The sequence below is a fragment of the Ruegeria sp. BC3 genome, from assembly GCF_056539265.1.
This window is the reverse complement of the sequence record NZ_JBQFUP010000004.1, coordinates 182,353-205,247: the sequence shown is the minus strand read 5'-3', so window position 1 is coordinate 205,247 and position 22,895 is coordinate 182,353. Positions and strand designations below refer to the sequence as shown.

At 59.3% G+C, this 22,895-nt stretch carries 26 protein-coding genes; 12 read left to right on the top strand and 14 right to left on the bottom strand.

Annotated elements, in window-relative coordinates; genetic code table 11:
- Positions 1 to 11: 11 nt before the first annotated feature.
- A complete protein-coding gene (greA, locus tag ACR0MV_RS12940; protein ID WP_170426985.1) occupies positions 12 to 482 on the bottom strand; it encodes a transcription elongation factor GreA in 471 nt (156 codons plus the stop codon).
- 140 nt (positions 483 to 622) lie between these two features.
- Entirely contained in the window at positions 623 to 1,003 is a 381-nt protein-coding gene (locus ACR0MV_RS12935) for a VOC family protein (RefSeq protein ID WP_480702380.1), read from the bottom strand.
- Between the two features lie 87 nt (positions 1,004 to 1,090).
- Here ACR0MV_RS12935 and soxR point away from each other — a divergent pair, with 87 nt between their 5' ends.
- The 4 genes from soxR to ACR0MV_RS12915 all read left to right on the top strand — a co-directional run bounded on the left by soxR (position 1,091) and on the right by ACR0MV_RS12915 (position 5,956).
- Positions 1,091 to 1,546 (top strand): redox-sensitive transcriptional activator SoxR, encoded by a 456-nt coding sequence (soxR, locus tag ACR0MV_RS12930; RefSeq protein ID WP_170426987.1) that lies wholly within the window; start codon positions 1,091 to 1,093, stop codon positions 1,544 to 1,546.
- A gap of 135 nt (positions 1,547 to 1,681) precedes the next feature.
- Positions 1,682 to 3,328, top strand: coding sequence for an electron transfer flavoprotein-ubiquinone oxidoreductase (locus ACR0MV_RS12925; RefSeq protein ID WP_480702379.1), 1,647 nt, complete (start codon positions 1,682 to 1,684; stop codon positions 3,326 to 3,328).
- A gap of 104 nt (positions 3,329 to 3,432) precedes the next feature.
- Complete coding sequence (locus tag ACR0MV_RS12920) at positions 3,433 to 5,145, top strand: tetratricopeptide repeat protein (RefSeq protein ID WP_480702378.1); 1,713 nt, start codon at positions 3,433 to 3,435, stop codon at positions 5,143 to 5,145.
- Positions 5,135 to 5,956 carry a 4-(cytidine 5'-diphospho)-2-C-methyl-D-erythritol kinase gene (locus tag ACR0MV_RS12915; RefSeq protein WP_480702377.1) on the top strand — a complete coding sequence of 274 codons (822 nt, stop codon included), beginning with the start codon at positions 5,135 to 5,137 and terminating at the stop codon, positions 5,954 to 5,956. The genes ACR0MV_RS12920 and ACR0MV_RS12915 overlap by 11 nt, the downstream gene beginning before the upstream one ends.
- Here ACR0MV_RS12915 and ACR0MV_RS12910 read toward each other — a convergent pair.
- Positions 5,949 to 6,947, bottom strand: a complete 999-nt coding sequence (locus tag ACR0MV_RS12910) for a polyprenyl synthetase family protein (RefSeq protein WP_480702376.1) — start codon at positions 6,945 to 6,947, stop codon at positions 5,949 to 5,951. The genes ACR0MV_RS12915 and ACR0MV_RS12910 overlap by 8 nt on opposite strands.
- A 56-nt stretch (positions 6,948 to 7,003) precedes the next feature.
- Here ACR0MV_RS12910 and ACR0MV_RS12905 point away from each other — a divergent pair, with 56 nt between their 5' ends.
- From ACR0MV_RS12905 to ACR0MV_RS12895, 3 genes are all read left to right on the top strand, one after another.
- Positions 7,004 to 7,219, top strand: coding sequence for a putative signal transducing protein (locus tag ACR0MV_RS12905; RefSeq protein WP_480702375.1), 216 nt, complete (start codon positions 7,004 to 7,006; stop codon positions 7,217 to 7,219).
- The gene (locus tag ACR0MV_RS12900; RefSeq protein WP_480702374.1) at positions 7,216 to 7,989 is read left to right on the top strand and encodes a tRNA1(Val) (adenine(37)-N6)-methyltransferase; all 774 of its coding nucleotides are present in this window, start codon (positions 7,216 to 7,218) and stop codon (positions 7,987 to 7,989) included. The genes ACR0MV_RS12905 and ACR0MV_RS12900 overlap by 4 nt, the downstream gene beginning before the upstream one ends.
- A 121-nt stretch (positions 7,990 to 8,110) precedes the next feature.
- A complete protein-coding gene (locus tag ACR0MV_RS12895; protein ID WP_082643634.1) occupies positions 8,111 to 8,275 on the top strand; it encodes a YdcH family protein in 165 nt (54 codons plus the stop codon).
- Here the strand turns inward: ACR0MV_RS12895 and yddG are convergent.
- The 10 genes from yddG to ACR0MV_RS12845 form a co-directional block, all read right to left on the bottom strand.
- Entirely contained in the window at positions 8,272 to 9,138 is an 867-nt protein-coding gene (yddG, locus tag ACR0MV_RS12890; RefSeq protein ID WP_480702373.1) for an aromatic amino acid exporter YddG, read from the bottom strand. The genes ACR0MV_RS12895 and yddG overlap by 4 nt on opposite strands.
- Positions 9,135 to 10,082 (bottom strand): transcriptional regulator GcvA, encoded by a 948-nt coding sequence (locus ACR0MV_RS12885; protein WP_170426994.1) that lies wholly within the window; start codon positions 10,080 to 10,082, stop codon positions 9,135 to 9,137. The genes yddG and ACR0MV_RS12885 overlap by 4 nt, the downstream gene beginning before the upstream one ends.
- Positions 10,083 to 10,384: 302 nt before the next feature.
- On the bottom strand, positions 10,385 to 11,107 hold the full coding sequence (phbB, locus tag ACR0MV_RS12880; protein WP_155149791.1) for an acetoacetyl-CoA reductase: 723 nt from the start codon (positions 11,105 to 11,107) through the stop codon (positions 10,385 to 10,387).
- Positions 11,108 to 11,293: 186 nt separating this feature from the next.
- Positions 11,294 to 12,469, bottom strand: coding sequence for an acetyl-CoA C-acetyltransferase (locus ACR0MV_RS12875; protein WP_170426995.1), 1,176 nt, complete (start codon positions 12,467 to 12,469; stop codon positions 11,294 to 11,296).
- A 183-nt stretch (positions 12,470 to 12,652) separates the two neighbouring features.
- Complete coding sequence (locus ACR0MV_RS12870; protein ID WP_480702372.1) at positions 12,653 to 13,486, bottom strand: EAL domain-containing protein; 834 nt, start codon at positions 13,484 to 13,486, stop codon at positions 12,653 to 12,655.
- 101 nt (positions 13,487 to 13,587) lie between these two features.
- Positions 13,588 to 13,776: a hypothetical protein gene (locus ACR0MV_RS12865; RefSeq protein WP_170426997.1), complete on the bottom strand. Its 189-nt coding sequence runs from the start codon at positions 13,774 to 13,776 to the stop codon at positions 13,588 to 13,590.
- A gap of 91 nt (positions 13,777 to 13,867) precedes the next feature.
- The gene (locus ACR0MV_RS12860; protein ID WP_480702371.1) at positions 13,868 to 14,839 is read right to left on the bottom strand and encodes a sterol desaturase family protein; all 972 of its coding nucleotides are present in this window, start codon (positions 14,837 to 14,839) and stop codon (positions 13,868 to 13,870) included.
- A complete protein-coding gene (locus ACR0MV_RS12855) occupies positions 14,836 to 15,222 on the bottom strand; it encodes a hypothetical protein (RefSeq protein ID WP_480702370.1) in 387 nt (128 codons plus the stop codon). The genes ACR0MV_RS12860 and ACR0MV_RS12855 overlap by 4 nt, the downstream gene beginning before the upstream one ends.
- 60 nt (positions 15,223 to 15,282) lie before the next feature.
- On the bottom strand, positions 15,283 to 15,612 hold the full coding sequence (locus tag ACR0MV_RS12850) for a hypothetical protein (protein ID WP_480702369.1): 330 nt from the start codon (positions 15,610 to 15,612) through the stop codon (positions 15,283 to 15,285).
- Between the two features lie 88 nt (positions 15,613 to 15,700).
- Entirely contained in the window at positions 15,701 to 16,267 is a 567-nt protein-coding gene (locus tag ACR0MV_RS12845) for a TlpA disulfide reductase family protein (protein WP_480702368.1), read from the bottom strand.
- Positions 16,268 to 16,288: 21 nt separating this feature from the next.
- On the opposite strand from ACR0MV_RS12845, the gene argH reads away from it, so the two are divergent.
- From argH to ACR0MV_RS12820, 5 genes are all read left to right on the top strand, one after another.
- A complete protein-coding gene (gene argH, locus ACR0MV_RS12840) occupies positions 16,289 to 17,677 on the top strand; it encodes an argininosuccinate lyase (protein WP_170467153.1) in 1,389 nt (462 codons plus the stop codon).
- Positions 17,677 to 17,859, top strand: a complete 183-nt coding sequence (locus ACR0MV_RS12835; RefSeq protein ID WP_480702367.1) for an argininosuccinate lyase — start codon at positions 17,677 to 17,679, stop codon at positions 17,857 to 17,859. Before argH ends, ACR0MV_RS12835 begins: the two co-directional genes overlap by 1 nt.
- An 84-nt stretch (positions 17,860 to 17,943) precedes the next feature.
- The gene (locus ACR0MV_RS12830; protein ID WP_170427004.1) at positions 17,944 to 18,093 is read left to right on the top strand and encodes a hypothetical protein; all 150 of its coding nucleotides are present in this window, start codon (positions 17,944 to 17,946) and stop codon (positions 18,091 to 18,093) included.
- Between the two features lie 65 nt (positions 18,094 to 18,158).
- Positions 18,159 to 19,424, top strand: coding sequence for a diaminopimelate decarboxylase (lysA, locus tag ACR0MV_RS12825; protein WP_480702366.1), 1,266 nt, complete (start codon positions 18,159 to 18,161; stop codon positions 19,422 to 19,424).
- A 36-nt stretch (positions 19,425 to 19,460) separates the two neighbouring features.
- Entirely contained in the window at positions 19,461 to 22,004 is a 2,544-nt protein-coding gene (locus ACR0MV_RS12820; RefSeq protein WP_480702365.1) for a TIGR02302 family protein, read from the top strand.
- 9 nt (positions 22,005 to 22,013) lie between these two features.
- Here ACR0MV_RS12820 and ACR0MV_RS12815 read toward each other — a convergent pair whose 3' ends face one another.
- On the bottom strand, positions 22,014 to 22,748 hold the full coding sequence (locus ACR0MV_RS12815) for a zinc-ribbon domain-containing protein (protein ID WP_480702364.1): 735 nt from the start codon (positions 22,746 to 22,748) through the stop codon (positions 22,014 to 22,016).
- Between the last annotated feature and the right edge of the window lie 147 nt (positions 22,749 to 22,895).

The window sequence follows — 22,895 nt, the reverse complement described above, 5'->3', positions numbered from 1 at the left end:
CAAGGCTCCGGTCAGGCGTACTCGATATTCAGAACTTCATATGACCGCACGCCGCCGGGCGTGCGCACTTCGACACTGTCGCCTTCTTCTTTGCCGATCAATGCCCTTGCGATGGGCGATTTGATGTTCAGCAGGCCGTTTTCGATGTTGGCTTCGTATTCGCCAACGATCTGCCAGGTTTTTTCCTCGTCGGTGTCTTCGTCCACCAGCGTCACCTTGGCGCCAAACTTGATTGCGCCGGTCAGCTTGCTGGGGTCGATCACATCGGCCAGCGACAGGATGCCTTCCAGCTCTTTGATGCGGCCTTCGATAAAGCCCTGCTTTTCGCGGGCCGAGTGATACTCGGCGTTTTCTTTCAGGTCGCCCAGTTCGCGCGCCGAGGCGATGGCTTCGATGATGGCCGGGCGCTCGACGGACTTGAGGTTCTTAAGCTCCGCCTCGAGCGCGGCATTGCCCGCAGGCGTCATTGGAATTTTTTCCATGTTCTTGTCGTCCACGCATAAATTTTTTCGCCCCGCCGCATGAGACAAGCGTCGGGGCGAAGTGATGGGTCGTCAGATACCTGACCCAAATGAGGCGTGAATTGCAAGAGGGCTTGGTCGCGCAACGCGCGGATTACAGCCTAGTCGTAGCTAATCACTTCGAACTCGATGTCATTGTCATCGTTGAAGTAGAAGCGCCGCCCTGGTTCGTAATCAGCATGAGATTTGGGGGTGAACCCGGCATCAATCACTTTCTGCTCGGTGGCATCAATGTCCTCGACCAAAACACCAACGTGGTTCAGCCCGCCAACGATGTCATAGCTGCTTTCGCCCGACGGTCTGGGATCACTGGGTGCGTAAAGCGCCAGGTAAGTATGCTGGCTGCCGACGTGAACCGTGTAACCACCCGCAATGGCGGGGCCTTCCCATCGTGTTTTCCATCCGAACACCTTTTCCATCCACGCAGCCGAAGCTTGTGGGTCCCGGACCGTGAAATTGGTGTGTTCAAGCGTCGCCATCATGGGATCTCCTTTTCAGTCTTGAGGCTTGTCCCGACTCACCGTAATTTCTAAACCTAACTTTAGGTCAAGGTATTTTGTGAGGGTGAAATGGCTGTGTCCGAAGGGTTGGCAATCGGCGCCTTGGCGCGGCGCACGGGATTGGCCGTATCGGCAATCCGGTACTATGAGGCGCAGGGGCTGATCTCGCCCTGGCGCAATGCTGGCGGGCAAAGGCGCTATCAGCGGGCAGATATCCGGCGATTGAGCTTTGTCATGATCGCCCAGCAATTCGGCCTGACCCTGCCCGAAATTCGCGAGGTTTTGTCCGAACTGCCCGGCAACCGCACACCTACACCACAGGATTGGAAAGCCATAAGCGTTGGGTTGCGGGCGCATTTGGACCGCCGAATCGATACGCTGACGCGGTTGCGCGACAATTTGGGCGGCTGTATCGGCTGCGGATGCCTCAGCTTGCCAAAATGCGCCCTTTACAACCCGGATGACCGCGCCAAATCCAATGGTAGCGGTCCCAGGTACCTGATGGGGGACTCTCCCGAGGCATAACTGCCGCATTGCAGCAATGTTACGCCGTGTTTCGATTGACCAACGTCTTTCAGACCATGTAATCAGCCGAGAAACAAAATTGCGCAGACCACGCAGTGAAAGCGCCAATTCGGAAAGTTAGCTAAGGAGCCCGCGATGGCCGAGATTGAACGCGAAGCGATGGAATACGATGTGGTGATCGTGGGTGCAGGCCCCGCGGGCCTGTCGGCGGCCATCCGTCTTAAACAGCTGGATGCCGACCTGAACGTTGTCGTTCTGGAAAAGGGCTCGGAAGTGGGTGCGCATATCCTGTCAGGCGCAGTTCTCGACCCGTGCGGGCTGGACGCTCTGATCCCGGATTGGAAAGAAAAAGGCGCGCCGCTGAACGTTCCGGTGCACGAGGACAACTTCTACATGCTGGGTGAGGCGGGCAAGATCCGGATCCCCAACTTCCCGATGCCGCCACTGATGAACAACCACGGCAACTACATCGTCTCGATGGGCAACGTTTGCCGCTGGATGGCCGAGCAAGCCGAAGAGCTGGGCGTTGAAATCTTCCCTGGCATGGCCTGTTCCGAGCTGGTTTACGGCGACAATGGCGAGGTCAAAGGCGTTGTTGCGGGTGTCTTTGGCCTGGAGCCCGATGGATCCTATGGTCCGGGCACCGAGCCGGGCATGGAGCTGCACGGCAAATATGTCTTCCTGTCGGAAGGTGTTCGCGGCTCGCTGTCAAAAGAAGTCATCGCCAAGTACGACCTGTCTGCTGGCAAAGAGCCGCAGAAATACGGCGTCGGCATGAAGGAAATCTGGGAGATTGACCCAGCCAAGCACAAGGAAGGCAGCGTCACGCACACGATGGGCTGGCCACTGGGCAGCAACGCGGGTGGTGGATCGTTCATCTATCACCTTGAAAACAATCAGGTCTATGTCGGTTTCGTGGTTCACCTGAACTACAAGAACCCGCACCTGTACCCCTACATGGAATTCCAGCGCTTCAAGCACCACCCGATGGTGGCCGAGCTGCTGAAAGGCGGCAAGCGCGTCGCATACGGTGCCCGTGCGATCACCGAGGGCGGCTATCAATCGATGCCGAAACTGGTCGCGCCGGGCGTGGCGCTGCTGGGCTGTTCTGCGGGTATGGTCAACGTGCCGCGCATCAAGGGCAACCACAACGCGATGCTGTCCGGCAAAGCGGCAGCCGAAGCGGCATTCGACGCGATCAAAGCCGACCGTTCGGGCGACGAACTGACCGCATACGAAACCGATGTCCGTGAAGGCGCGATTGGCAGCGACCTGAAGAAGGTGCGCAACGTCAAGCCGCTGTGGTCGAAATACGGCCTGACGGCCAGCCTGATGCTGGGCGGTATGGATATGTGGACCAACACGCTTTGCTTCTCACTGCTGGGCACTCTGGGCCACGGCAAGAATGACGCGGAATCGACTGAGGATGCCAGCAAGCACCAGCCGATCGACTATCCCAAACCTGATGGCACGCTGTCGTTTGACCGTCTGACCAACGTCTCGTTTGCGATGACCAACCACGAGGAAAGCCAGCCCTGCCATCTGAAGCTGGCTGATCCGTCGATCCCGGTCAAAGTCAATCTGCCCAAGTTCGACGAACCCGCGCAGCGTTACTGCCCTGCAGGCGTGTACGAGATGGTCGAGGATGAAGACGGCCCACGATTCGTCATCAACTTCCAGAACTGCGTCCACTGCAAAACCTGCGACATCAAGGATCCCAGCCAGAACATCACCTGGACCACACCGCAGGGCGGGGACGGACCGAACTATCCCAACATGTAAGCGAAAACATGGGCAATGGCGGGGTCGTGAAAGCCCGGCCATTGCCTCTTTCCTGCCAAAGCCCTAGCTTGTTGGCCAGTCAACGATAGCAAGGCAGGATTTTGGTGGCTTCCCTCGTTCGTCGCGCAGCATTGGTCGCGCTGTTAACCTCGTCATTTGCACTTCCGGCTCTGTCGGATACAGGCTCAGGGGCGTATCTGGCCGGGCGTCAGGCGATTTACCAAAGCGACTATACTTCCGCTGAGAAGTATTATGCGCAGGCACTGCGCGCCGATCCCGAAAATGGCAAACTTCTGGAAAACGTAGTCGTCGCACGCCTTGCCTTGGGCGAAGTTGCTCGCGCCTTGCCTGTCGCACGGTCCATCGAAGAGCTTGGGCTGCCCAGCCAGGCGGCCAAGATGGTCATCATGGCGAACCTGATCGCCGACGACAATCTGGAAGAGCTGCAGGCGCGCGATCCCGAGACGCAGGGCGTCGGCCCACTGGTAGACGGCTTGATCCTGGCCTGGGCCCATGTGGCGCAGGGCTCGATCACCAGCGCGATGGAAAAGTTCGACGAAGTTGGAACGCAGGAGGGCTTGCGGGATTTCGCCATGTTCCACAAAGCCCTGGCGTTGGCGTCGATCGGTGATTTCGAAGGGGCGGAAGAGATCTTTTCGGCCAATAACGGGGCCGTTTCGCGTTTCTCACGCCGTGCGGCCCTGGCCCGGACCGAGATTCTGTCGCAACTGGATCGCAACGAGGATGCGATACAGTATTTGGATGAGGTTTTTGCCGCTGGCAGCGATCCATCCATAGAAGGCTATGTGGCGCGGTTGGAGGCTGGTGAAACATTGCCCTTCACCCATGTCCAGTCCGCCCAGGACGGTATGGCCGAGGTGTTCTTTTCCGTGGGTGCGGCGCTCAGCAGCGAGGCATCGCAGGACTATGTGCTGCTGTACGCACGGATCGCTGCATTCCTGCGCCAGGATCATGTAGATGCAATCCTTCTGAGCGCCGAGCTTCTGGACGCATTAGAGCAATATGATCTGGCGGTTGAGGCCTATCGCATGGTGCCCACCACCAGCAGCGATTATCACGCGGCCGAACTGGGCCGGGCCGAAGTTCTTGGCCGGTCTGGCAAAACCGATGCAGCGGCAGAGGTTTTGCAAAACCTTGCTGCCCAAAGCCCCGATCTGCCCAGTGTGCACGTGGCCCTTGCCGATCTTCAACGACGGCAGGAAGACTACGCAGACGCGGTGCGTACGTACGACACCGCAATCGAATTGACCGAGCAGGGCATCAGCGGAAACTGGTTCCTCTATTACGCCCGGGGTATTTCACATGAGCGGCTCAAGAATTGGGACTCGGCCGAGGCGGATTTCCGCAAGGCATTGGAACTGAACCCCGATCAGCCGCAGGTGCTGAACTATCTGGGCTATTCGCTGGTCGAGCGGAAAGAAAAACTGGATGAGGCGCTGGACATGATTGAACGCGCCGTGGCAGCGCGTCCTGACAGCGGATACATCGTTGATAGCCTAGGTTGGGTTCTGTTCCGTCTGGGTCGGTATGACGAGGCCGTAGGGCATATGGAACGCGCGGTAGAGCTTATGCCCGTCGATCCGGTGGTAAACGACCATCTGGGCGACGTGTACTGGGCCGTGGGCCGTGCCCGCGAGGCCGAGTTCCAGTGGAAGCGCGCGCTGTCTTTCATTGATCCCGAAGACACCGATGGTGAGGCCGACCCGGACCGAATCCGCCGCAAGCTTGAGATCGGGCTGGATGCGGTTCTAGCCGAAGAAGGGGCCGAGCCGCTGAAGGTCGCCAATGGCAACTAAGGCCTTCGCGCCCGCCAAGATCAACCTGACCCTGCATGTGACCGGCCGCCGCGACGACGGGTATCATCTGTTGGATTCGTTGGTGGTCTTTGCGGATGTCGGCGACACGATGGAGTTCGCTCCGGGGCCTGTACTGTCGATTTCAATGACGGGCGAACATGCGGCGGGCGTTCCCACTGACAACCGTAACTTAGTGTGGAAGGCGGCCGCAGCTACGGGCTGGACGGGGCACATAGCGTTGAACAAAGTGCTTCCGCACGGTGGCGGGATCGGAAGTGGGTCTTCTGATGCGGCCGCGACACTTCGAATGATCGCCGAGCAAGGCACAGAAATTCCGGATGGCACAGCTTTATCCCTTGGTGCAGATGTGCCAGTGTGCATGGCTGCCAAGGCCACGCGGATGCGAGGCATTGGTGAGCGGCTGGCACCGGCGACCTTGCCGCAACTACCTGCCCTATTGGTCAATCCTGGTGTCGAGGTGCCCACAGGTGCGGTGTTCTCGGCCCTGCAAAGCCGCGATAACCCTGCGATGCAAGACCACATCCCGACCTTTGAAACGCCCGATGCCTGCGCCGTTTGGCTGCAAAACCAACGAAACGATCTTGAGCCCCCCACCAAAGGCCTCGCGCCCGAGGTGGTCCGTGTACTGGACGAGTTGGCGGATAGCAAAGACGCGCTGCTGGCCCGCATGTCGGGCTCAGGTTCGACCTGTTTCGCACTTTACCCCACGATGAAAGCAGCGCATTTCGCTGCTTATGAGATCGGCGCGGCCCATCCCAATTGGTGGTGCCGCGCAACGCAGCTTAGTTGAGGCGTGAAACCACGTAATCTGCGAGGTCGCGCAGCAATGTGCGGATTTCGTGATCTGGCAACGTGTCCAGCGCGGCTTTTGCCTTAGCGGCCCAACCAAAGGCGTCCGCGCGCGTAGCCTCGAGCGTAGCGTACTTGTTCATCAGGCTCAGCGCGTGGTCCAGATCGCCATCTTCCTGGCGTCCCCGACCAATTGTGCGCTCCCAGAATGCGTGCTCGTCCGGCGTGGCCTGAGCTATCGCTTTGATCACCGGCAGCGTCAGCTTGCGCTCGCGGAAGTCGTCGCCGACGTTTTTGCCAGTCGCCTTACTGTCACCCTGATAATCCAGCAGATCATCGGCGATTTGGAACGCGATCCCCAAGGCATCGCCATAGTCATACAGCGCCTTTACCTGAGCCTCTGAGGCTCCGGCGATCACGCCGCCCACCTCGGTCGCCGCAGAAAACAGCGCGGCGGTCTTGCCGCGTACGACCTGCAGATAAATTGCTTCGGTGGTACCCAGATCGGTGGCTGCGGTCATCTGCAGGACTTCGCCCTCGGCAATCGTTGCCGAGGCGTTGGCCAGGATGTCCAGAACGCGCAGAGATCCGGTTTCAACCATCAGCTGGAAGCTGCGGGAAAACAGATAATCTCCGACCAGAACGCTGGATTTGTTGTCCCACAAAAGGTTCGCTGTGGGTCGGCCCCGCCGCTGGGCGCTTTCGTCGACGACATCGTCATGCAGCAGGGTTGCTGTGTGAATGAACTCGACCGTTGCGGCCAGACGCACGTGGTGGTCACCCGCGTATTCGAACATGCGGGCTGCTGCCAGCGTCAGCATGGGGCGCAGACGTTTGCCGCCGGCTTCGACCAGATGTGCGGTGACTTCGGGAATGCGAGGCGCGTGTTCCGAGGCCATGCGCGTGCGGATCAGCTGGTTCACCGCATCCATTTCACCTGCCAGAAGCTCAGCAAGTCGCTCGTGCGGTTTCGAGATAGTGCCGATGTTCATCACTCTCCTGATACAAGGCTCGACTTCCGCCTCGCCTTGCCCTTACATCAATCCCCATGAAAGAACTACTGCGCAGCACCGATCCGACGATCCTGGCCTTTGCTTCCGCCCTTCTTGAAGGCGAGGATATAGACTGCTTTCAGATGGACGTAAATATGAGCATCCTCGAAGGAGGTATCGGAGTCTTTCCACGCCGCCTGATGGTGCGCGCGGATGATCTGACCCGCGCGGAACGGGTGATGCGTGACAACGACATCCCACTGGGTCGATGATCCTGTTTTCCGATACTGATTTGACGCGAAACGACTTTCTGGGTGGCCGTGTGCGGCTTTGGCAGCCACGGTCTGGATATCGTGCCGGGGTAGACCCGGTGTTGCTGGCCGCCACGGTACCGGCGACACGTGGTCACACCGTTTTGGAACTGGGCTGCGGGGCAGGGGCGGCGGTCCTTTGTCTGCTCGCCCGCGTGCCGGGCTTGCAGGCTGTGGGGGTCGAGCTGCAAGCCAGTTACGCCGATCTGGCGCGCCGCAATGCGGCCGAGAATGACGCACCGCTTGAAGTGGTCGAGGCAGACCTGAGCGCCTTGCCTGCCGACTTGAAACAACGACAATTTGACCACGTGATTGCGAACCCGCCTTACTACCGGGCTGGGGCGCACAGCCCGGCAGAGGATGCGGGGCGCAGCATCGCGCTGGGCGAACAGACACCGCTGGAGCTTTGGTTCGACTGCGCGGCCAAACGCCTTGCCCCGCGGGGCTATCTGCACATGATCCAAAAAGCGGACCGGCTGCCCGACATGCTTGCAGCCTGTGCGGGGCGCTTGGGATCGGTCGAAGTCCTGCCCTTGGCCGCGCGGACCGGTCGGGCCGCTGAATTGGTTATTCTGCGAGCCAGAAAAGGCGGAAAAGCTGCTTTTCGACTGCATGCGCCGCTGATTTTGCACGCAGGGGATCGCCACGAAAAGGACGGCGAAAGCTATGAACCACAGGTGTCAGAGGTGCTGCGTGATGGGGCTGCGATGACCGGGTTTTTTGGCCAATAGGCATTAACCAGCCGAAATTGTCGGATTTATTACAGATTCTGTGCGTCTGCAGCGTGACAGGGTGGAAACGATGTGGTCAAATTCTTACGTGAACCTGAGACACCAACGAAGGAGTATCGCCATGAGCGTGAGCGCACATCTGACCGAACTGAAGAAAAAGCACGAAACTCTCGGTCTTGAAGTCGAACAAGCCCAACGCTCGCCAGGCATCGATGATCTCCATATCGCTCAACTCAAAAAACAGAAGCTAAGGCTAAAGGAAGAGATCGAGCGCCTGTCAAACTAGCGTTTCAGACTTGCACGCGCGGCAATGATCGCGCCGCCTGTAATCAAAAGTGCCGCGATCGCCAGCCCCCAGGATGGGGCGGCGTTCCCGGCCAAAACAAGAACCAGCGTAGACAACAAGGGTGCCGCATACGACGCCGTGCCCAAGACCTGAATGTCGCCCTGTTTCACCCCGATATCCCAAACATAGAACGCCAGCCCGACCGGACCCAGCCCGAGTGCTACAACGGATGCCCAGCCAAGGGTCGTGTCAGGCAAGATCGTATCCTCGACCGCCAGATGCAGCGCAGCAGAGGCGATGGCCGTAGCAATACAGAATATGGCGACCGAACTGGTGGGGGTGTCGCCCAAACGACGCGACAGCACAGAATAGCCGGACCAGGTCAATGCGCATAGCAAGGCCAATGCGTATCCCGGCAGATGTTCGGCCTGAAATCCGGCGCTGCCGCCGCCTGCGATGATCACGGCCGCTCCGGCAAAACCCAGGCAGGCCCCGATCAGATGTCCGATCCTAAGATGCTCACCCGGCAGAAGCCCTGAAAGCAAAACGATGAGCAACGGCCAGAGGTACGCGATTAGACCCGCCTCGGCCGCAGGTGCCATGCGCAAGGCCGAGAAGTACAGGGCGTGATAGCCAAACAGGCCGATTGTACCAAAAACGTATGTGGTCCAGGGGATGTCCAGCAACTGGCGCAACCCGCCGCTGCGCCACGTCCAGATCAGGCCCATAGCTCCACCGATGGAAAAACAGATGGCGTTCAGTAACAGCGGTGGCGTCGGCAGCGAGCCCACCGTGAACAATGCCAGCAGAGACCAAAGGAGGACGGCGATGAACCCAATGGCCGTGGCGCGCGATTTCATCATGTGGACGGAACCTCTTCCACCGGAATAATCTCGAACTCATCCGAGATATGGGCCGTCTTTTCAATCTCTGACATGAACCAGTCGCGGAATGCCGCGATTTGCGGTCTGTTTTCCGCCCCCGGCAGGCACAAGAACCGAAAACGGCCCTGTGTTTCAATCGCGGTTTTGAATGGGGCAACAAGGCGGCCCTCTGTCAGGTCCTTGATGATCATCGCGCGGCGTCCCAGCACCACGCCGACACCGGCAACTGCGGCATCAATCGCGTGGTCCGCGTTCGAGAAATGCGCCCCATGGCTGGGCGAAAAATCCACACCCACCGCCCGAAACCACGTTGGCCAATCGCTGGGTGGCTGCAGGAACGCGATCGAGTCGTCAAAGATCAGCGGGGCGTCTTTCAGGCTTTCTGGGGTTGGAAACTGCTCGGCCAGTTCGGGCGTCATAACCGGCGTCAGCCATTCCTTGCGAACGGGCAGCGAGTACAACCCTTCATCTCCGCCATAGCCGAACCGGATAGCGACATCCACGTCGTCGCGCTCAAGATCCATGTTGCGCAGGGTGGCCGAGAATTTGAGGTCGATCTCAGGGTGCGCACGGGCAAAGTCGTAGAGACGCGGGGCCAGCCACTTGGCGGTCAATGCGGGCCCCGCCGTCACTGTCAGCGAGGTATCGTTGCCCTGCCGTCGCGCGGCCTGCCATGCGGTTTGCAAGGCGGCAAACCCCTCGGCCGCACCCGGGGCAAGGGCACGCCCGGCTTCAGTCAGTTCGACCGCGCGGTTCAGGCGGAAAAACAACGGTCTCCCCAGATGCTCTTCAAGCGACTTGATCTGAAACGACAGGGCCGCTGGGGTAACGCGTAATTCCTCGGCGGCCTTGGCAAAAGACATATGGCGTGCGGCGGCGTCAAAGGCGCGCAGGGCGGTCAGAGGGGGAAGATAGTCGCTCATAGGTGCACAAGAAAATCTTAACTGAAACCCGAAGAAAGCTCGTTTGTCAGTATGATAGATAAGGCGCATATTGGGTACAAGTCAAACAAAGCTGAACTGAAAGGAAGACTGCCATGATCGAAATGACAACAAATCCAGCAGCCGCCCGCGCCTTTCAGCGGGCGCATGCCGAGCGCAGCAAAGCGATTGCACGGGCTTTTAGCTGGCTATTCGGTTCCCGCTGAACGCAGCGCGCACGTTCTTACGGGATAAAAAAGGGCCGGTCCGCAATGGACCGGCCCGTTTTCGTTCTGTGACTGCGATCAGACGAAGAATTGCGCACCGTTGGCCGAGATGGTCGAGCCGTTGATGAACTGAGAATCGTCCGAGGCCAGGAATGCCACGCAGCGTGCGATTTCCTCGGGCTCACCCAAACGGCCTGCCGGGATCTGGCCAATGATGGATTCGCGTACTTTTTCCGGAACCGCCATAACCATCTCGGTCGCGATGTAGCCGGGGCAGATGGCGTTTGCAGTGATGCCCGCGCGTGCGCCTTCTTGCGCTAGCGATTTGACGATGCCCAGATCGCCCGCTTTGGTCGCGGCATAGTTCACCTGCGCGAACTGACCTTTCTGACCGTTGATCGAGCTGATGACGATAACGCGGCCAAATTTACGCTCGCGCATACCGTTCCAAACTGGGTGTACTGTGTTGAACACGCCAGTCAGGTTGGTGTCGATCACCTGGTGCCACTGTTCCGGGGTCATTTTGTGGAACGGCGCGTCGCGGGTGATGCCCGCATTGGCGACAACAATGTCGATTGGGCCAACCTCGGCCTCAACCTTTTCGATGCCCGCTTTGGATTCGTCATAGTCGGCCACGTTCCACTTGTAGGTGGCGATGCCGGTCTCTTCGGTGAACTTCGCTGCGGCTTCGTCGTTCCCAGCATAGGTGGCCGCAACATTGTACCCTTCGGCCTTGAGCGCCTTGGAAATTGCTGCGCCGATGCCCCGGGAGCCGCCGGTAACGAGTGCTGTACGTGCCATTTAGGAATCCTCCAATTTTAGTCGTCTTGGTAATGCTGTTACTTTGAGAGGTGATCGTGCGCAATATTGTTTCGTCATGAATTTCATATTTTCCCATGGCAATATCGTCGCATCTTTGGGTCAAAAGCCCAATGTAACAAAAAAGGCGCCCAACGGACGCCCCTTTCTATCTGGTTGTCAAAGCACTTAGTCGCGCTCCACGCACAGGGCAACGCCCATGCCGCCGCCGATGCACAGGGTCGCCAGACCCTTTTTCGCATCACGGCGCTTCATTTCGAACAGAAGCGTGTTCAGAACACGGCAGCCAGAAGCGCCGATCGGGTGGCCGATGGCAATTGCGCCGCCGTTCACGTTCACGATCGACGGGTCCCAGCCCATGTCCTTGTTCACGGCGCAGGCTTGCGCGGCGAAGGCTTCGTTCGCTTCAACGAGGTCCAGATCGTCAACCGACCAACCTGCTTTTTCCAGCGCTTTGCGCGACGCGTAGATCGGGCCAACGCCCATGATCGACGGGTCGAGACCGGCGGTGGCGTAAGATGCGATGCGGGCCAGAGGCTCAATGCCGCGCTTTTCGGCGTTTTCGGCCGACATCAGCAAAGTTGCCGCAGCGCCGTCGTTCAGGCCGGACGCGTTGGCCGCTGTGACCGAACCGTCCTTGGTGAAGGCCGGGCGCAGTTTGCCCATGGCTTCGATGGTCGCGCCGTGACGAATGTATTCGTCGGCGTCCATCACGATGTCGCCCTTGCGGGTCTTGATGGTGAACGGCACGATCTCGTCTGCAAACTTGCCAGCCTTTTGTGCAGCTTCGGCTTTGTTCTGCGATGCAACAGCGAATTCGTCCTGCATGTCGCGGCTGATCTGCCACTTTTCGGCAACGTTCTCAGCGGTTTGCCCCATGTGATAGCCGTTGAAGGCGTCCCACAGACCGTCGCGGATCATCGTGTCGATGTATTTCATGTCGCCCATCTTGTGACCGGCGCGCAGCGCAGCGGCGTGGGGCGAGAGGGTCATGTTTTCCTGACCACCGGCGGCAACGATCTCTGCGTCACCAAGTTGGATATGCTGTGCGCCCAGAGCGACGGCGCGCAGGCCGGAACCACAGACCTGATTGATACCCCAGGCCGCGCTTTCCTGCGGCAGACCAGCGTTGATATGCGCCTGACGGGCGGGGTTCTGACCCTGAGCAGCCGTCAGCACCTGACCCATAATGGTTTCGCTGACTTCGCCCTTGTCCACGCCTGCGCGTTCGACCACGGCCTCCAGCACGGCGGCGCCCAGATCATGCGCGGGTGTGTTTGCAAACGAGCCGCCAAAGCTGCCGACACCGGTACGCGCGGCGGATGCGATTACTACGTTGGTCATTTAGACAATCCTTTACCGTCAAGGTCCTGCGGGATATTCGACGGCGCAGATTGCACAGAGACAGCCCTGTGATAGCAAGAGCGCCTCATGTTCCCCGCTCCAACTCCTCATGGCATAGCGCAACGCTGCAGTTGCAGCAACGGTCAGCTTGTCTCAGGCGGCTTGTGGACCGGGATGTTTGCTCTAACTGGCTGTACGTTCGTGATTTTTCGCCTTCCAAGGGGCGGATACAGTCGGTGCACCGAACAGAAACCCCTGCAAGCAGTCGACACCGTTAGCGATAAGAAATTCGGCGTCCTTTTCATTCTCGACTGATTCGGCGGTGACCAGAATCTCAAATTCCCGCGCGACGGCGATCAAGGCCCGCACCAAGGCCTGGTTATCAGGATTGTCGCTGACGCCGTGGATGAACTGCCCGTCAATCTTGGCGGCGTCGAAGAAAAACTCGCGAAAATGACGAAAGCTGAAGTTGCTGGCACCAAAGTCGTCCAGCGCAAACGCGATGCCCTGCGGTTGCAGGCGGTCCATAAAGTCGATCACCAACTCTGGCACCGTCATGGCGGAACTTTCCGAGATCTCCAAGATCAGGCGTTCGCCAATGCTGTTGTCCTTCTTCAGAAATCGCTCCAATACGCGCGACCAGCGGGCGTAACCGATCGAACGGGCCGACATATTGATGGACAGGCGAATGCCCGGATTTCTGCTCAGCGTGCGCAGCCCCATTTCCAGCGCAATGCAATCCAACTCACGCCCGATGGCGGTGTTCTCCAGTTGTGGCATAAATTCACGGGCGGGGATGACGCGCCCGGTTTCGTCCAGCACCCGGATGAACCCCTCATAGAAGGCCACTTCACTTGGAGCTTTGGCTTGCATGACCGGCTGGAAAGCAAGCTTGCACTGTTTGTGCTTTACCGCTTCGGTCGCCATGTGGATCGTCGACGCATCTCGGGATTTGACTGCCGCGTTTAGGGGGCTGTCGCCGCCTTCGGGCAAATCTGCCAGTTCATTTTTCCGCATGTGCCGCCGTATCCCTTCGCCGTACCGGTCAGGGAGGGATTTCAGGGCAAACTCATGAATCTGCGGTTAAGGACATCGCAGTTGGATGCGATCAGGTGGAATCAGCGCGATGTTTCCCAGATACGGCCAAGGGCGGCAAAGCCACCGACAACTGCACCCAGAAAGCCCAGCATCATCATGGCAAATCCTAGTGCCACCATTGCCGACGCACCGCCAGCCAGTGCCGTCAGCATCGCCAACATGACACCGACCAGACCCGTAATGGTGGAAAGGGTTGTCAATCTGGTCATGTCGGCCTCCGGCTACTCATACGCTGCACATCGCTTGCATATGGGGCGCAAAGGTCGAAGTTCAAGAATCGGCCCAGTCGGGTCGGCGGGATCAGGCCTGTTTTGCCTGCGGATTGGGCTGTTTAGCCTCAAAGTGTTCAAATCCGGGCGTTCCGTGATCTTCCGGGTGGCGCGCCAGATGCTTGGCTTTGATCTGTTCCGAATTGTCCCGGCTGCCATCATGGCTGTAGCCCGGTGGCGCAAAGCAATAAGCCAGCCGCTGGCGCAGGGTCAGACCGGGTTGCGTGGCGTCCCGCCAAATGCCGACCCATTCATGGAAGGCCACGCGCAGCGGGTTGAACGTGCCGATATTGTGCACAAGCCCATAGTCGACCCGGTCATCTTCCTGTTCGGGTACGAACGTCCCGAATAGTTTGTCCCAGATGATGAAGACGCCTGCATAGTTGCAATCCAGATAGCGTGCATTGCGCCCATGGTGCGCTCGGTGGTGGCTGGGCGTGTTCATCACAGCCTCGAACCAGCGGGGCATCTTGCCGATGGCTTCGGTATGAATCCAGAACTGGTAAATCAGGTTCAGACCGCCAACAAACAGCACCATTGCAGGGTGGAACCCCAAAAGGATCAGCGGCGCGCGCACGACCATCATGAAGGTGAACGTGTAGGTCCATGTCTGCCTCAGCGCGGTTGTCAGGTTGTAGTGTTGTGAGCTGTGGTGGTTCACGTGGCTAGCCCAGACCCAGCGGATACGGTGACCGAACCGATGCACCCAATAATAGCGGAAGTCATCCAGCACAAAGCAAAGGATGATGACCGGGATCGAGGTGCCAAGGTTCAGAGGCGTGATTTGCCACAACCACATAAAGAACGCATAGGCGATGAAACCCAGCAGGAACCCCGAGGCAATATTGCCTGCCCCCATGATCAGAGAGGTCACGGCATCGCGGGTCTCATACCGGCCACCTTTGCCTTTGACGGCGATCCACAGGAACTCGGCCAGAATGGCTGCGATGAAGAATGGGACGGCCCATTGCACGGCGTCCGGGAAAGTCAGTTGGTCGGTCATGCGGGCTCCATCAGGTGCTGCCAGTGGCGGCGTTCAAGGTCATCAAGGTGGATGATGGCTTTGGGTGTGCCAAAGTCGTGGAATTGAACCTCGAGCCCTTGCGGGTGTTCCAGAAGATCAAAGTCCTGCAGCGGGCGGGCGACTGTGTCAGCGCCAAAAGACCACAGTAATCCGGACCCGTTATCAGTGCGGATCAGCGCTGTATGCGCATCACGGGCGACGGTGACATCGATGATCGTGTCATCAGGCGCATGCCGCAGCCACTCTGACCGCGCGACATCCGGCGTCAGTACGCGCAAGCGGGACTTGCCAGTCAGGTGTAACAACAGCGTAATCCCAGCGATCCCTCCGACCACCAGAACCAGTAGAATTTCAAGCGGCATTCCGTCCTCCCGCCCGGCAGAGTGCAAAGCAGCAGGCTGGCTGTCAAAGGTGGCGTCGCGTCAGCTATGTTCCAGATTGTCCAGAATTTCAGACTGCACGACGCGCTGAACAAAGGGAACCAGTCCGTCTGGTCCCGAGCTGCGGTCCTTGAGGTGGATGCAAATGTCGGGTCTGCGTGCCGCTATGATGCCGACCATTTCGCCTCGAATCCTGTCATCGAGACCGGCACCCATGATCGCGCAGGAGATACGTGGCTCCTCGTCCAGCTGGCGTTTGACTTCTTCCTGATCATGCGCGCCCAACCACTGGATCGGTAAGTGGTCCAGCTGTCGCGCGACGTCTCCGATCACATTGGGCAATTTCCCTATCAACAGTACTACCGGTTTCATCGCCCCTCCCTTTCTACAGTCGCAAAGAAAACCGGCCCGTTGGGGCCGGTTTCAGTCTAGCACAAATTGGTCGGGAAGGTCTGCCGCTTCAGCTTTCTGCGCCGACCAAAGTCGACACTATCGCTTTGGCGCTGTCCGAATTCCATTCGGCATCCCCGATCAAACGGGCGATCTCGTTCCCATCCGGGTCCAAAATGACGGTGATGGGCAGAGCGATCACGCCCATCTCGCGGGCAACAGCCGATTTGGGATCCTGATGGCGGGGCAGGTTTACGATGCCGTTTTCTTCAAAGAACTTCTTGATCCCCGCGGGCGAGTTGCGACCCGTCGCCAAAGTCAGAACCTCAAACTTGTCACCCCCGAATTCTTCCTGCAGCTCTGCGATCTGGGGCATTTCCTTGCGGCAGGGTGCGCACCAGGTGGCCCAGAAGTTCAGCAGAACATATTTGCCCTTGTAGTCCTCAAGCGAACCGGTGCCGCCGTCGTCTTCAAGCTGAAACTCTACCGGCGCGACTGGCTTGGGCTCTTTGTGCAGGATCAGCCGCTTCAGTGTGCCATCGCGTAGCGGACCCAGAGTTTCCGCATCCGTTGCAAAAGCCGCGTTTGCACCCAGCGCAAGGGCCATATAAAGGGGGATCAGACGAAATAGGCGCATATCAACTCCGGGTTTTCTTACATGACCGATCAATCTTCGAACCAGATGTGGGGCGGCCGCTTTGCCGCCGGTCCAGACGCGATCATGGAGGCAATCAATGCCTCGATCGGGTTCGATCAGCGGATGGCAGCCCAGGACATTGCAGGCTCACGCGCCCATGCCGCCATGTTGGCTGCCACAGGCGTCATAAGTGATAGTGACGCTGAAGCTATTCGGGAAGGCCTGCTCACCGTTTTGTCAGAAATCCAGAACGGAGAGTTTCAGTTCTCGACCGCGCTGGAAGACATCCACATGAATGTGGAGGCGCGGCTGAAAGAGGTGATCGGAGAGCCTGCGGGTCGTTTGCACACGGGCCGGTCGCGAAACGATCAGGTTGCGACCGATTTCAAACTCTGGGTTCGCGATCAACTGGATGCGGCGGAAACTGGTCTTCTGGCCCTGATCCGCGCGCTTTTGGCACAGGCCGAAGCCGGTGCCGATTGGGTCATGCCGGGCTTTACACACCTGCAAACGGCGCAGCCGGTGACATGGGGTCACCACATGATGGCCTATGTCGAAATGTTTGGCCGCGACCTGAGCCGTGTTCGTGATGCCCGTGCCCGGATGAACGAATCCCCATTGGGGGCAGCCGCGCTGGCTGGGACCTCTTTCCCAATCGATCGCCAGATGACAGCCGAAGCGCTGGGCTTTGACCGCCCCGCCGCAAACTCGCTGGACGCTGTCAGTGACCGCGATTTTGCACTGGAGTTCCTGTCGACCGCCTCGATCTGCGCCGTCCACCTGTCGCGCTTTGCCGAGGAACTGGTGATCTGGTCGTCGGCCCAGTTCCGGTTTGTCACCCTGTCCGATCGCTTCTCGACCGGCTCATCCATCATGCCGCAGAAGAAGAACCCCGACGCAGCCGAGCTGATCCGCGCCAAGGTGGGTCGTATTTTTGGAGCAAACACGGCGCTGATGATGGTCATGAAGGGTCTGCCGCTGGCCTATTCCAAGGACATGCAGGAAGACAAAGAGCAGGTCTTTGACGCCGCCGACAACTGGATGCTGGCACTGGCCGCTATGGAAGGGATGGTCAAGGATATGACCGCCAACCGCGAAAGCCTGGCCGCTGCTGCGGGATCAGGATTTTCGACGGCGACCGATCTGGCCGACTGGCTGGTGCGCGTGCTGGGATTGCCTTTCCGTGATGCGCACCACGTGACCGGGTCCTTGGTCGCGATGGCCGAAAACAAGGGTTGTGACCTGCCGGATCTGTCTCTGGAGGACATGCAATCGGTGCACTCCGACATCACCGATGATGTCTATTCTGTCCTTACCGTGCAAAATTCGGTAAACTCGCGTCAGTCCTATGGCGGCACAGCCCCGGATCAGGTGCGTGCCCAGGTCAAGCGGTGGAAGGCGCTGGTGTGATGCGGATAGTACGTGCAGTTGTTGTGATCTCGGCCGGGATTTTCCTGGCCGGATGCGGCGCAGATGGTGAACCCATCCAACCGTCGATGAGCGCCAATATCGGCGTTGGCAGCAGCGGCACCTATGGCGGTGTTGGTGTGGGCCTGCAACGCGGTGGACTAGGGGTGTTCCTGGGGCTGTAAGCAAGCCGATTGCAATTTCGCGCAACCATGCCCATCTGCATGGCAACAACGGCCTCGCGCCAAACCCAAAAAGAAGACAAAGACATGAGAATTTTCGGCCTGATCCTGTCTCTTGCCGTTCTGGCGGCCTGCGACCCGACGTATAAACCGCGCCCCGAACCGGCGGATACCTCAAGCGGGTCTGGCATCAAGATTTCGGGCTATGGCCGGGTTGGTGTTTCAACATCCAACTAGCGCAATGCCGCAGACGGCGCGGAATCCATTGATCCGCAGGTGGCTTTTGGTCTAAGCGCGCTGTTATGGATCACTTTCTCTACCGCGACGGCGCGCTTTACGCCGAGGATGTCCCGATCTCCGAAATCGCAGCCGCGGTCGGGACCCCATTCTATGTCTATTCGACCGCGACTCTATTGCGGCATTTCCAGCTGTTTGATGACGCGCTTTCCGGCACCGATCATCTTGTCTGCTATGCAATGAAAGCTGCCAGCAATCAGGCGATCCTTAAAACGCTCGCGCAAGCAGGCGCTGGAATGGACGTTGTGTCGGGCGGGGAATACCTGCGGGCCAAGGCTGCAGGTGTTCCGGGCGAAAAGATCGTGTTTTCTGGCGTCGGAAAAACGGCGGATGAGATTCGGACCGCATTGACCGAAGGCATCCGCCAGTTCAACGTGGAATCCGAACCCGAGATGGAAGTGATCAACGCCATCGCGCTGGAACTGGGTATGGTCGCACCAATCACCGTTCGGGTGAACCCGGATGTGGACGCCAAGACCCACGCAAAGATTGCCACCGGAAAGTCCGAAAACAAGTTCGGCATTCCGATTGCGCGCGCGTCCGAGGTCTATGCCCACGCGGCCAGCCTGCCGGGTCTGGATGTGATCGGGATCGACGTCCATATCGGCTCGCAACTGACCGAGTTGGAGCCGTTCGAGATGGCCTACACAAAGGTCGCCGAGCTGACCGAGCAGCTGCGGGCCGAAGGGCACAATATACGCCGACTGGATTTGGGCGGGGGCTTGGGAATTCCATACACCCGCGCAAATGAGGCTCCGCCTTTGCCGGTGGAATATGGTGCCCTGATCAAGAAAACGTTGGGCCATCTGGGCTGTGAGATCGAGATCGAACCCGGCCGGCTGATTGCCGGAAACGCCGGACTGATGGTCAGCAAGGTGATCTATGTGAAATCAGGTGAAGGCCGCGATTTCCTGATCCTCGACGGGGCGATGAACGACCTGATCCGCCCTGCGATGTATGAGGCGCATCACGATATCGTTGCGGTGAAGGAACCGGTTCCGGGTGTCGAACAGCAACCCTATGACATTGTCGGTCCGGTCTGTGAAAGCGGCGATACGTTTGCGAAGGAACGCAACATGCCGCCGCTTGAATCGGGGGATCTGGTCGCGTTCCGAAGTGCCGGGGCTTATGGCGCGGTGATGTCCAGTGAATACAATACCCGCCCTCTGATCCCCGAGGTTCTGGTACATGGGGATCAATTTGCAGTTATTCGTGAACGGCCAAGCTTTGACGAAATCATAAACCGCGATACCATACCTACGTGGCTTTGACGCGATAGGCGCGCGGGCCCGATCAGGAGGCCCGCCTTGACCGCAAGACAGACCCTGCCGATCCCAAGACTGTCCCTGTGGCTGACGCATGCAGGGATGCTGGCCGAACGGGTTATGCGCGCGTTTTGGCCGTTTTTCTCGGTTTTGATGGCTATTCTGGCCGCTTTGATGCTGGGATTGCAGGATGAGGTGCGCGTTGAAATCGTCTGGGCCGTGGGCGCGGTGGCGTTGTTGGGCCTGCTGGCGACTCTGATCCTTGGGCTAAGGCGATTCCATCTCCCGACCCGGGCAGAAGCGGTGATGCGCCTGGATGAGGCCCTGCCGGGCCGCCCGATTCAGGCGTTGATGGACGATCAGGCCATTGGGGCTGCGGATTCTGATTCCGTCGCGTTGTGGCATGCGCACCAAAACCGAATGGCGCAGCGTGTTGCGCAGGCCGAGCCTGTTAAACCCGACCTGCGGTTGGCCGACCGCGATCCTTATGCTCTGCGCTATTCTGCATTGCTGGCACTTGTGATTGCCGCGATGTTTGGTTCGTTCTGGCGTATTGGCTCGGTGGCCGAAATGACACCGGGCGCCGCCGCGGCGGGGCAAGGGCCCAGCTGGGAAGGCTGGGTCGAGCCGCCGCGTTACACCGGACTTCCGACGCTGTATCTGGCGGATCAATCCGACCCGACGCTAACAGTGCCGCAAGGCAGCCGCATCACGCTTAGGTTTTACGGCGAAGTCGGCGCGCACAGTCTGACGGAAACGACAACACCTTTGGGGAAAGAAGCTGCGACTGAACCTGAACAGGATTTCACCGTACAGCGGTCCGGCGAGCTGACCATCGATGGCCCATCAGGTCGCGCTTGGGCACTGAACATCGTGGCGGATACGCCGCCTCAGGTTGCTGTTGACGGCGCGGCCGAGTCTGAGGCTGGTGGGCAGATGAAGCTGCCCTTTGCGGCCAGTGATGACTATGGCGTTGTCTCTGGCTCGGCGGTGATCGAACTGGATCTGGCCTCGGTCGATCGACGGTATGGTCTGACTGCCGCCCCCGAACCGCGCGAGGTCATTCAGGTAGAGCTGCCCATGCCAATTACCGGCGACCGGGCAGATTTTACCGAGGACCTGATCGAAGATTTTTCGCAGCACCCATGGGCGCATCTTCCGGTCAAGATCACGCTGATGGCTCGCGATGCAGCGGATCAGGAAGGTCAGTCCGAGCCGTTTATAACCGCCTTGCCCGCCCGTCGCTTCTTTGACCCGCTGGCCGCAGCCGTAATCGAGCAGCGCCGCGATCTACTTTGGACGCGGGACAACGCGACCCGCGTGGCACAGATGCTGCGGGCGGTGTCGCACCTGCCCGAAGACCTGTTCCGGTCGGATACCGCGTATCTGCGCCTGCGCGTCATTCTGCGCCGGTTGGAGACGTTCAACGAATATGGTCTGAAACCGGAACAGCAGGCCGAGATCGCTGAAGCCCTTTGGGAACTTGGGCTTCTGATCGAAGACGGAACCCTTGCCGATGCGCTGGAACGCATGCGCCGCGCGCAGGAGCGGCTGACCGAAGCCATGCAGAACGGCGCGAGCGATGAAGAGATCGCAGAACTCATGCAGGAACTGCGCGAGGCGACCGAGGACTACATGCGCCAGTTGCAGCGTCTGGCGCAGGAAAACGGCGAGTTTGACCAGAACCAGCAAGGCCAGAATGGCGAGACCATGCAGATGACGCAGGATGACCTGCAGCGCATGATGGACCGCATTCAGGAACTGATGGAACAGGGCCGCATGGCCGAGGCGCAGCAGGCGTTGGAAGAATTCCAGCGTATGATGGAAAACATGCGCGTGACCCAGGGCCAGGGACAAGGCCAGCAATCCGAAGGCCAGCAGGCGATGGAAGGTCTGGCGGAAACGCTGCGCGAGCAGCAGGGCCTGAGTGATCAAGCCTTCCGCGACCTACAGGAACAGTTCAATCCCGGCGCGCAGGCCGGAGAAAACCAGGGCAATGAAGGCCGTTCAGGCGGGCAGGGCCGTGGTCAGAGCCATGAAGGTCAAGGCGGGCAGGGGCAACAAGGTGCCGAAGACGGTGCCGGGCAGCAGGGTCAGGGATCACTGGCGGATCGCCAGCAGGCTCTGCGCGATGAGTTGAACCGCCAGCAACAGGGGTTGCCGGGGGCCGGTACGCCCGAAGGTGATGCTGCGCGTGATGCTCTGGACCGGGCCGGGCGCGCGATGGAGGGTGCCGAAGAGGCGCTGCGCAGCGATGATCTGGCCGAAGCCATTGATCGTCAATCCGAAGCGATGGAAGCCCTGCGCGAAGGCATGCGGTCACTCGGCGAGGCACTGGCGCAAAACCAGCAGAACCAGCCGGGGCAGGGGGCGCAAGACGGCGATATGCAGGCCAACAACAGGGATCCGCTGGGTCGCAGCCCGGGGGCGAACGGCACAATCTCGACCGACGAGAACCTCTTGCAAGGCGAAGATGTCTATCGCCGTGCGCGCGAACTGTTGGATGAGATTCGCCGTCGTACAGGCGAAACGGACCGCCCCCAGATCGAACTGGAATACCTCAAACGACTGCTGGAACGGTTCTGATCGGCCAGTTTAGTTCTGGGACGATGCTGATCCCGTCTGCGCCTCGAGCCAAACGCGGGCCTGATCGACCAGCGAGACATAGCTGTTCAGCACAGGGTCAGCCTGCGGAACGGCTTCGGAAATCCGTTGAGAGTTGCTGTAGATCAGCAGCAGGATCACACCGATAATCAGGATCAGGATGAACCCGCGGCGGAAGCCACCGGATTTGCGCGGCGGGGGCATATCCTCGTCCTGCTTCGGCAGCGGGTCTTCGCTGCGCAGGCTGGAATTGATGGCCTCAACATCCGGCAGCGCGTCATTCTGGCCTGAGTCTTTGGCGGTCTCGGTCGCAATCAAGTCCTTGGCGGCCTTTTCCGGCTCGGGCGGTGCATCAAGGGCCAGATCGGTCTGCGTCTCAAGGCTGCCGCCTTCCTGCGCGCGCAATTCGGCCTCGCGTGCAGCTTCCTGTTTCAGGATACTTGCAACCGCTGGATCGACATTCCCTGTCGATGAAGCCTCGGCCGGTTCGGCGGTTGGCTTTGGGTCTTCAGCAGGCTTTTCAGCAGGCGCGGGCGCTTCCGCCTTTTCCGGCTCGGGGGCAGCGGGCGCCGGTTCGGCTTTGGCAGGCTCGGCCGCAGTTTCCGGGTGCTTGGCTTGGAACCACGTCTTTTCGCAGTTGGAGCACTGCACGTCGCGGCCTTCCTCTGGGATGACCTCGTCTGGTACCTCGTACTGAGCACCACAATTCGGACAAGTAAGACGCATGCTGCCTCCCGGTCGGGGCGCCGACCTGATAATAGTTTTTTCAGGGATGATATTCCGTTAAGACCTGACCGCAAAGGGTGTTTTCGGTTTCCTACGGTAAGTGTCACCAATTCGACCCGGTACAGGCATTGAAACCACAACCCCGCT